The organism is Streptomyces sp. NRRL F-5135 (assembly GCF_000719775.1).
Lineage (GTDB): Bacteria > Actinomycetota > Actinomycetes > Streptomycetales > Streptomycetaceae > Streptomyces > Streptomyces hebeiensis.
Genome location: NZ_JOHR01000071.1, coordinates 1 through 458, shown reverse-complemented (window position 1 = coordinate 458; position 458 = coordinate 1). Strand labels below are relative to the sequence as shown.

Sequence of the window (458 nt, the reverse complement as noted above, 5' to 3'; positions counted from 1 at the left end):
CCAACGCCGTCCACACACGATCCACACGCGGCACGGACAGCTTCGTCGGGTGGAACGGCACCCACGCACCCAACGGATGCTCGGGACCATGATCGATCAGCGCCGGAACATGCTCGCGCTTCTTGTTGCGCACCAGACGCCCGTCACCACTGGTCGCCCACACCGGCCGCCCCAGCAGGTTCGCGACCGCCCGCAAAAACTCCAGATTCCGCTCATTCGCCAGATACGGCACCACCAAAACAACCGGCATGCCCTTCGGCAGCTTCGCCAACTCCGGATCAGCCGCCAGCTCCGCCGCCAGCTCCTCGGCGTTCAGCACCCGCCCATCCGGGAAACGCACACCACCCGGATCGTTCTCACCCCACACCGCATACGCCGCATCACCCCACGGCGCATCCGTGTCCGCCCCCGCAACCTCCTTCAGCGGAGTCCCCGGCAGCTCCTCGAAAACACGCACC

General features: G+C 66.6%; 1 protein-coding gene. It reads right to left on the bottom strand.

The annotated features are described in order from the left end of the window. On the bottom strand, positions 1-458 hold a 458-nt coding region (locus IG02_RS37445), incomplete at both ends, for a hypothetical protein (protein ID WP_037805249.1).